The 9,317-nt window shown below is 45.6% G+C and carries 5 protein-coding genes; all 5 read right to left on the reverse strand.

Annotated elements, in window-relative coordinates:
* Window positions 1-114: 114 nt before the first annotated feature.
* A complete protein-coding gene (locus BP74_RS21310) occupies window positions 115-1,155 on the reverse strand; it encodes an IS110 family RNA-guided transposase (protein WP_496376795.1) in 1,041 nt (346 codons plus the stop codon).
* Between the two features lie 408 nt (window positions 1,156-1,563).
* Complete coding sequence (gene xylA, locus BP74_RS21315; RefSeq protein WP_496377539.1) at window positions 1,564-2,889, reverse strand: xylose isomerase; 1,326 nt, start codon at window positions 2,887-2,889, stop codon at window positions 1,564-1,566.
* Between the two features lie 58 nt (window positions 2,890-2,947).
* Entirely contained in the window at window positions 2,948-4,441 is a 1,494-nt protein-coding gene (locus BP74_RS21320) for a xylulokinase (protein WP_496377541.1), read from the reverse strand.
* The gene (locus BP74_RS21325) at window positions 4,442-6,067 is read right to left on the reverse strand and encodes a sodium:solute symporter (protein ID WP_496377543.1); all 1,626 of its coding nucleotides are present in this window, start codon (window positions 6,065-6,067) and stop codon (window positions 4,442-4,444) included. It abuts the gene before it with no gap.
* Between the two features lie 342 nt (window positions 6,068-6,409).
* The gene (locus tag BP74_RS21330; protein WP_496377545.1) at window positions 6,410-8,791 is read right to left on the reverse strand and encodes a glycoside hydrolase family 3 N-terminal domain-containing protein; all 2,382 of its coding nucleotides are present in this window, start codon (window positions 8,789-8,791) and stop codon (window positions 6,410-6,412) included.
* Window positions 8,792-9,317 lie beyond the last annotated feature (526 nt).

Genomic DNA, 9,317 nt, shown 5'->3' on the forward strand with positions numbered 1-9,317 from the left:
TTTACCACATAGATTCTGTGTTAAGATCCAATAGTTAATTTATTTATTTTTGTGCTTTAGGCGGCCTTGAGCCAGCCTGTTTAGGGCGGTCATTTATTGACCGCTCTAATTTTTTTATACTGTGATACTTTCTTCCGTTTCATTTTTTGTGTGGTAGTCATTTTGATATGGTGTATTGGTTTTGTAAATGGTAAAAGTCATTTCCAATAACTTCCTCTGAACAGCTACCGCTGCTTTCATCTTTATTCCATGCCTGGATACCAACCTTGCAAAGACATCCTTAAACCGCTCCTCATGTCGTATCGCTGCAAGAGCTGGCATATGCATCGCCTTTCGCAGGTGTTTGTTTCCTTTCTTCGATATCTTCGGCTTCCCCTTCACCGAAGTGCCGGATAGTTTTTCCTTTACATCAAAACCCGCATAACTACTGAGCTGCCTTTTATTCCTGATCAGTTCAAAACCATTGGTTTCTGCAAGCACCGTGGCTGCCGTTAATATCCCAATTCCAGGTATCGTTGTAATTAGTTTAATTGCCTTATCTACCTGCTCCTCGGTTTTCACCAATTCCTGTATTTCCTGGCTAATCTGCTGCAACTGGTCATTGAAAAGGGCAATCTGCTTTTTCAATCTTTCAATGGTTCTCTTTCCGGGTTCAGCTTCCGCCTGCTCTGCATGCAACTGGTTCTTGGCTACCGTTCTTGCCTGTACCACCTGACCCCTTTCCCTGGTTAGCTGCCTGATTCTCTTAAATATGGGCTTAGGCCTTTGCCATGCATCAAGCTTTCGTTCCAGGCCAAATCTTGCAATCGTTTCTGAAGCAGTTTTGTCGGTAATTGTTTTTACTTCCAGTGTCCTTTGATAATTGCTGATCTTGTTAGGCAGCACGATGGTTAGCTCCAGGCCTTTCTCATTTAAAAAATAAGCCAGCGACTCATGATACACTCCCGTTGCTTCCATCACATAACGCAGCTGGCAGGAAGGATCGGTCAGTTTGTTTACCCACAATACCAGCGCTGAAAAACCTTCTTTTGTATTACGGAAGGTTTTGTTTGCATACAGTTCAGGTGTCAGGTCATCGAACATCCTGCCTACAGTAACAACTAACTCATTCTGGGCTACATCTATGCCCACTGCCTGCTTAACAATTTTTTTCATTTCCAATCATTTAAAAGTATAAAAGTGAAAAATCTCCCTTCGTTTTGTCTCCTGGCTGGATATTCTGGATATACACCTGTAGCGTATTCCTTACATTCTGTTCAAACTCTAAGAGATAAAAAGGATGGGGCATTATCTATGTGACAACATGCCATAAAGGCGGTTTAAAAACATATCACTCCCACCCTTTTTCACTTTTAAAAACTCAAATCTATTGGGAACTAAATAGAATCTCAAAGAACTAAATCATAACAATTACAAACATAGGAGAACACATAGTTTACACATAGACACATAGAAGCATCTAAACTTAGCGTTGCTTAGTGTCTTTGTGGCAATCCCTCCGTGCCTCTCCGTGCCGCCCTGTCCCAGTGGTTCATCTCTTTTGCAAGCCTGCGCAGCAAATTATCAGATGTATTGGTTGATGATGTTTTCGAGCCATTCCTGGCGACCGCTGCGGGGACTGGGCTCGCCTTTGCCGATGGCATAGTGACGGAGGTCCTCTAACGATAGGGCACCTAACTCAAATTCTGCTCCTACACCAGAATCGAAGGAGGCATAACGCTCTTTGCGGAACTTGCTATATGGTGATTTTTGTAAAATATTGCTGGCAATGATCAATGCACGGGCGAATGCATCCATACCCCCAATATGCGCATATACAAGGTCCTCAGGATCGGTAGAGTTGCGGCGGATCTTGGCGTCGAAGTTGATCCCGCCTCCCTGGAAACCTCCATTTTCTAAAATGATCAACATGGCTTCTGTCAGCTCGTTGACATTGTTCGGGAACTGGTCGGTGTCCCAGCCATTCTGGTAATCACCCCTGTTGGCATCCATAGATCCTAATAATCCTGCATCAGCAGCTACCTGCAGCTCGTGGGTGAAGGTGTGGCCTGCGAGCGTGGCGTGATTGACCTCTATATTTAATTTGAAATCTTTCAACAGATCGTACTGCCGCAAAAATCCGATTACGGTTTCGGCATCGTAATCATACTGGTGCTTGGAAGGTTCGCAGGGCTTGGGCTCAATGAAGAAGGTACCCTTGAATCCATTTTTCCGTGCATAGTCTTTAGCTGTATGAAGGAAGGTGGCCAAATGTTCTTTTTCCCTTTTCATATCTGTATTGAGCAGGGACATATATCCTTCCCTGCCGCCCCAGAATACATAGTTCTCTCCTCCTAATTCAATAGTGGAATCGAGGGCTGCCTTCACCTGCGCACCGGCATGGGCGAGGACATGAAAATCGGGATTGGTAGCAGCACCATTCATATACCTCCTGTTGGAAAACAAATTGGCCGTGCCCCATAATAATTTGACGCCTGTTTCTTTTTGTTTTTGCTTCAGGTAGATGGTGATGGCCTTCAGCCTTCTTTCATTCTCCACAATGTCATTGGTATAGTCAACGGCGTCTACATCGTGAAAACAATAATAGGGCAACCCGAGTTTGCCAATGAATTCAAAGGCTGCATCTGCCTTGGCATAGGCTCTTTCAAGGGGATCCTGTATGCTTAGCCATGGGAAGATATGTGTGGGCTCGCCAAAGGGATCGGCACCATTACCGTTGAAGGAATGCCAGTAAGCACAGGCGAAGCGGAGGTGCTCCTTCATGGTCTTGCCGGCCACTTTTTTATTTTCATCGTACCAACGGAAGGCTAAGGGATTGTCGGTGTTGGGGCCTTCGTATTTTATTTGAGGAATATTGCTGAAGTAGGATTTTATTGTTGCCTGTATCATGATGAGGATTGTTTAGAATTTGAAAGGTTTAATATGGTTAAAGGTTGTTGAATATGGTTTAATGCTTTGGTAAGTGTTTTTTCAGGTTGCGGAGCCATTTATGGTATTGGTTCTCGTATTTGATATAGAGATTTGGAGAAGGACTGGCTTTTTGAATAGGACGCAGGTTGGTGAATGCTTCTTCAGGGTTACTATAAATACCTGCACCAATGCCGGCGCCAATGGCGGCACCTACACTGCCATCATTCTGGTACAACTCCACTTCAAGCTCTGTGCTGTTGACAAAGGCTTCGATGAATACATCACTCAGGAATAAATTGGCCTTGCCGGCACGCACGATCCTGGGATCTATGCCATTTTCACGCATGATATCTACCCCATAACGAAAGGCAAAGGCTATACCTTCCTGCACGGCCCTGCAGAAATGCGCTGTGCTGTGGCGATTGAGATTGAGATCCAGGAAATGTGCACCAGGTGTTTTATTCTCCAGCATACGTTCGGCTCCATTGCCAAATGGCAGGACCTTCAGGCCTTCGCTGCCTACAGGGATTTTTGATGCCTGTGCGTTCATCTGATCATAGCTAAGATCCGGCGCCATAAGTTTGCGGGTGTAGCTATTCATGATGCCACAGCCATTGATGCACAGCAGGACTCCCAGCCTGTTTTTATCTTCTGTATGGTTGACATGAGCAAAGGTGTTGACACGGGAACGCTTATCTACAGCCAATTGATCGGTGACCGCATATATGACCCCGGATGTACCTGCGGTAGCAGCCATCTCTCCCGGCTTCATAACATTTAAACTTAGTGCATTATTTAGCTGGTCGCCTGCCTTGTAAGAAACAGGAATACCAACAGGTAATGAGAGTTCGCGGGCCACTGCTGCGGAGAGCGCACCATGTTCGGCAAATACAGGTTCTGTGACAGGAATGAGCTCCTGCTCAAAGCCAAAGTATTTCATGATGTCTCTGGAGAGGGAACCTTTTTTAAAATCCCAGAAGACGCCTTCGGAAAGCGCTGATGGCGTAGTGGTGATCTCGCCGGTGAGTTTCATAGCAATGAAATCGCCGGGGAGCATGATCTTATGAATGCGGTTGTAAACCTTTGGTTCGTTATTGCGGACCCAGGATAATTTGGATGCGGTAAAATTTCCCGGTGAGTTGAGCAGTCTTTCGAGGCATTTATCCTCTCCTATTTTTTCAAAAGCCTTGTTGCCTATGTCGACAGCGCGGCTATCGCACCAGATGATGCTGTTGCGAAGCACCTGCTGGTTTTTATCTACCAGTACCAGTCCATGCATCTGGTAGGCGATGCCGATAGCAGCGATATCCTTTGGGTTGTAACTGCCTGTAGCATGAGCCCTTTGAATGGCAGTCTTTACATCTTCCCACCATTGATTAGGGCATTGCTCGGCCCATGAGGGCTGAGGTGATATGATGGGCGCTTCGGATTCACTGTTTTTAGCGCTTGCGAGACAGCGGCCTGTCTGCGCGTCTATGACGGATACTTTGATAAAGGAGGTGCCGAGATCTATACCTAGAAGTAGGGCCATTTATTTTGCGATTCCAATGGGTGAAAAATATATGAATATGGATATGATGATCAATACAACAATGGCGGACAGCCAGACATCGGTGGCATTCCAGCTGGCGCGTGAGGCAGCCTTGTCTTCGGCCACCGTGGTGGCAAAGGTGAGACCACGGATATGTTCCTGGTCAGGCGCGGGTGTGAGCAAACTAACGATGATCAACAGCGCAATTGAGAACAGGAACAGGTAGATGCAGAAATAGAGAAAATTGATGGTAGCAAATGCATGGAGGGGGCCTGTGAGGTCGTCCTTCATCATTTCGAGTGTGAGCTTGAGCAGTCCAATGATAAATCCAACTACCATGGTGGTGATGGCTCCTTTGCCATTGATACGTTTATAAAAAACTCCCAGCAGGAACACGGCTGCGATGGGTGGTGCCAGATAGGATTGTACACTTTGCAGGTACTGGTACAAAGTATTGGATATTCGTCCCATTAAAGGTATCCAAACCATTCCTAATAATACCACTACGCCGGTAGCGATCCTCCCTACCCTGACCAGTTCTTTATTACCGGCCTGGGGTTTGAGCTTGGTATAAATATCCATGGTGAACAAGGTGGAGCAGGCATTGTATACAGAGGCGAGAGAGCTCATAAGAGCGGCCAGCAGGCCACCTGCCAGCAGTCCTCTTAATCCTACGGGCATGATCTCTTTCACGAGTGTGGGGAAGGCCGCATTGGCATCTGTCAGTACAATCTTGCCCTGTGCCTGGAGCGCATAGGCGATGAGTCCGGGAATGAGGAATATGAAAAAAGGTAAGAGCTTGAGGTAAGCGGCGAAGATGGTACCGCGGCGTGCTTCTCTTTCGTTTTTGCCGGCGAGGCAGCGCTGCACAATATGCTGGTCGGTGCACCAGTACCAGATGCCTACTATGGGTGAGGCAATGAGAATGCCCAGCCAGGGGAAGTCAGGATCTTTTAAGGAAGGAAACATATTGAGTTTTTCCTTGGGCACAGAGCTGATTACATTATGCCAGCCTCCTACTTTATCGAGACCAATGAACAGCAATACTGCAGATCCTACCAGGAGTACTACGGCCTGTATAGCTTCGGTGTACATGACTGTGTGCAGTCCGCCAAGGATAGTGTAAATACCGGTGACCACAACGAGGATAATGGCGCCGGTCCAGAAGTCAACGCCAAGGAAGGCATTGAAGACCAGGGCACCTGCGAATATGGTGACGGAGGCCTTGGTGATGACATACGAGAGCAATTGAATGATGGATAGCAGGGTACGTGACTGTGGGTTGAAGCGTCGCTCAAGGAACTCGGGCATGGTATAGACCATGCTGCGCATGTAAAATGGGACGAAGACCCAGCCGAGGACAAGGACGATCCATGAATGCAGTTCGTAGTGACCCATGACAAGGCCGGTCTTGGCGGCGGTGCCGGCTAATCCTACTATATGTTCTGACCCTACGTTGCTGGCCAGGATGGATGCCCCAATGACCCACCAGCCAAGGTTTCTATTGGCTAGGAAATAATCGGAGGGCGATTCCTTTGATCTCCGGATGGACCAGATGGAAACGCCTGCAATAACGAGCAGGTAGAGGATAACAAAAAGGATGTCGATGGTTCCCAGAAAATGCATAGTGTCGGTTTAATTAATGATGTAGAAAAAAGGGCACCCAGAATCCGCGAAAACTATTCCTTCCAGGTATGCTAACGATTGCCTTGTCAATTGTCCTGTGGTGGCCTGTTTTTCCTGGTTGTATGGTTCGTTTCAATTGAAATTTTTAGAATCAAATTAATATTTTAAATACGAGTTTTATAGTAGGTTGTGACTGTGGTATTGGAGGCATTGATTATGTTTAGTTTTTTTCACCACATAGGCACATAAAGAGTTTATAGTTTGAAGTTTATAGTTTGAAGTTTTTTAGATTGAAGTTGCATTTCAATAGCAGACATTCCTTATAATCAAAGAGCACAGTGGTTACTTTATAATTAACTCGGTTTTTTCGAAATCGGTGCTGTTGCCGCCAATGAAGATTTCGTAGGTGCCAGGTTCTACTTCGTATTTCATATCGGCAGTCCAGTGTTTGAGCAGATCAGGTGTGATATTAAATGATACTGTTTTCTTTTCACCCGGATTTAATGTGATGCGTAGAAATCCCTTTAATTCTTTAACGGGTCTTACAACACTGTTGCCGGATTTCTGGTGAACATATAATTGTACTATCTCATCTCCTTTCCTGGTGCCGGCATTGGTTATATCCGTGTTAATGACAATATTGAAGTTTTTATTTGCAGCCAGGGAAACAGTGGGATTTGCCGAGGTAGTACCTTCCTGATTTGTACTTAAACTGCCAACGTATGGTTTGGCGTAACTGAAGCTGGTATAACTCAGGCCATACCCGAAAGGATACAATGGTGTATTGCTTTCAGTGACATAATTGTAAAAGTGTGAAGTGGGACTGCCATTGTAAAATACCGGAAGCTGGCCAATGGACCTGGGAACGCTGATGGTTAATTTACCTGAAGGATTTACATCACCAAACAAGATATTGGCAAAAGCATTTCCGGCCTCCTCGCCGCAGAACCAGCCGTCAACGATAGCAGGAGCATTGGCGGCGATCCAGTTAATGGTAAGCGGGCGTCCATGCATCAGGTACACCATATATGGCTTTCCTGTAGCAGCGATGGCTTTCACCAAATCTTCCTGTGCTCCCTGCAGATTCAAATCTGTCATATCACCAGGGTGATCCTTCCATGCTTCCCTGGAGAATTGTTCGTTCTCTCCTATTGCCAATACTATGAAGTCTGCAGTCTTTGCTGTTTCCACCGCTTCAGCGAGGAGCTTTTGATTTTCTTCCTTGTTGGGGAATTTTACCGAATCGATGAACTGGTAATTATTTTGAGAGATGCTGTCACCATTGGATGTGATCTTGCAACCCTGTGCAAACACTACGGACCCGCTCCCATCCTGCCCTGCAAAGGATGCGAGTTTATTTTTAATGCCTTCGTAAATGGAAACATTCTTTGATGGCACACCTGAATAATCGCCTAAAAGATTAATATTTCCAAAGGGCCCTATGACAGCAATCTTTTTGTATTGGTCCTTCTTAAGGGGCAAAGTATTATTGTCATTTTTCAGTAGGATCATAGATTCTTCCGCGATCCTTAATGCCAATGCTCTCCCTTCTGTTTTTTGATTAAAGGCTAAGGCTTCGTTTACATCTATATCCTTTGCTTCGAACAATCCCATTTGAAATTTAACACGGAGGACATCAGCTACTCCTTCGTCAATGGTTTTCATGGACACCTTTCCTTCCCTGACCAATTGTGGTAAGTTGGCATAATTGATACCATAGGGCAGATCGACATTCACACCGGCATTGAATGCTTTCATGGCTGCATCTTTGAGGTCTGTGGCAAAACGGTGCTTATCTCTTAACTGGTCGATGCCGAACCAATCGGACACCACAATGCCTTTATAATTCCATTCTTTCCTGAGTACATCTGTAAGCAGCCATTTATTGGCATGTGAAGGGATTTCATCTACTTCGACATAGGAAGCCATGATGCAGGAAGGGTTGGCGTGCTGCACAATATACCTGAATGGCTCTATGTGATATTCACGTAATGCCCGTATGGAGTAATTGGCAGGGCCGGTATTGTTGCCGCTCTCAGGCTGGCCATGGCCGGTAAAATGTTTGAGTGTTGCGGCCACATGGTTTGGTGCAATGATACCATTGGTACTTCCCTGGAATCCTTTTACCACGGCAGCACCAAGGACACCATTTAAAAATGGATCTTCACCATAGCACTCCCCTGTTCTTCCCCACCTGGGATCTCTTACCACATCTACCACTGGTGCCAGCACTAAGTTTGTTCCCCTGGAAGATGCCTGTCTTGCTACATAATCATAGATCTTTGTTAGCAATGCAGTGTCCCAGGCTGATCCGAGGCCAATGCCATGGGGAAAGACATCTACTTTATTCTGTACCAGCCCATGATGGGCTTCATCTATAAAGATGACGGGGATTCCCAGTCTTGTTTTCGTTTTTAAATATTGCTGCAGCTTATTCCTTCTTTCGATGGTTTGCTCCATGGTTTCGTCAAAGGCAGGGTTGATCATTCCTACACCATTGGCGTACATGGAGTCGATCTTCTTAGTATTGTTGAAAAAATCATCTGTAAGCCTGGGCCTTGAGGCATGGGTGCTTTGCAACTGCGCCACTTTCTCCTGCAGGTTCATGCGCTTAATGAGATCGGCGATGCGTTTTTCTATGGGGATCTTTGGGTTCTTGTAGTCCTGGGAGAATGAACAAAATGAAAAGAGCGTAAAAATGAGAGCAGCAAGAATCTGGTTCATTAGTGATTTTTTAATGAGCAGTAATAGTAACCCAGGCTATAGATTGCTCAACAGCCATTGTAAGACGAATCGGGAAGGCGATAGTACTAAGAAGGGGGAGATTTTTTTGTGGGAGCGCGCAGGAAAGGTTTGCCGCAAAGACGCTAAGACGCGAAGGGACACGAAGATGGTTCGCAGGCTCACTGGAATTTTGAACCACGGGGACCTTTAGATCAAATTAGTTCATTGACATATTGAATAGCTGAAAAAAGAAAGATTAAGAATTTTGTGGGAAGAAAAGTGAGGTGAACTTGACGGAGACATAGACTTGCGGTCTTACCCCTGTATTAGTCCTCACTCTTCCCCCACGGTTGCTAAGGCCTAGTTAGAATATTAAGTCCTTAAAGACTAATTAAAGGTCTTAGGCTAGCAACCTTGATTTGTTTACTTCTAAAAGCAAAGCTATGAAAGTTCAACACATCATCGGAGCCGACCTCTCCAAAAAAACTATTGATCTGTTTAGCCATGAGTGTCATTCACACATCTT

It is taken from the genome of Flavisolibacter ginsengiterrae DSM 18136 (assembly GCF_059568575.1).